Below are 743 nucleotides of genomic sequence, written 5' to 3'. Positions count from 1 at the left end.
CCAGCATTATCTGCACCTGTTCGATTATCTGGATTTATACAACTCAAACTGAATTTTCTGAAAAGTTGGAGTTTGTCAACCAGCACCCTTCCATTGAAAAATTTCAAAGTATTTATCTCAATGGTAAGACTATCAGCGAAAACGGTTATGAATTTCTGGTAGTATATCCAAGAAAAGAAGGCAATGCTGAGTTCGCCCGTAACTACCTGTATGACAAGGAAAATAATCGGGTTTTGATACCAATTGGAACGAAATGAAACCAATTGAACCTAATTAGTCGCGGTTGAACCAACCAATGCAAACGGTTTAAAAGCAAGCTATCGCCTGTACGTCGCGAAAAGCGAGCGTACAGGCGAGAACTTGTTGGGGAAACCCCAAGCCCCAAAAAATATTCGCTTAGGCTCATATTAAAAAAGGAAATGGAAAAAGTAAAAGGAAGACCGTCGTTGCCGGCTAAAAGGCAGAAGAGACTTCATTACTCCGTATGGCTAAATGAAGAACAAAAACAGAAGATTGATGAGCGTATTTCAAAAAGTAACCTTTCGGCCAGTCAATACATCCTGGCTCAGCTTGAACTGATACCGGTAAAATTACCAGCCCGCCGGGATATTCCGGATCACATCTCCCGGCAAATAATTAACCTGGAAAAACTATCCGGTATCCTTGCTTTCTACGCCCACCGGACGAAGGACAAGCAGTTGATTACTTCTGAATGGGTGACGAGCTCCCAGGTAATCAGAAGG

1 protein-coding gene and 1 pseudogene are annotated in these 743 nt (G+C 42.3%); both read left to right on the top strand.

All coding sequences use genetic code 11. The features are described from left to right. The coding region (locus tag ACTIE6_RS24275; protein WP_439559085.1) for a hypothetical protein at nt 1-257 on the top strand (257 nt) is incomplete at its 5' end. A 162-nt stretch (nt 258-419) separates the two neighbouring features. Beyond that, nucleotides 420-743 (top strand): annotated as a pseudogene (locus tag ACTIE6_RS24270) (plasmid mobilization protein); the annotation flags it as partial.

The organism is Dyadobacter sp. (assembly GCF_051859145.1).
Lineage (GTDB): Bacteria > Bacteroidota > Bacteroidia > Cytophagales > Spirosomataceae > Dyadobacter.
This window is presented reverse-complemented; position numbering and strand designations above follow the sequence as displayed.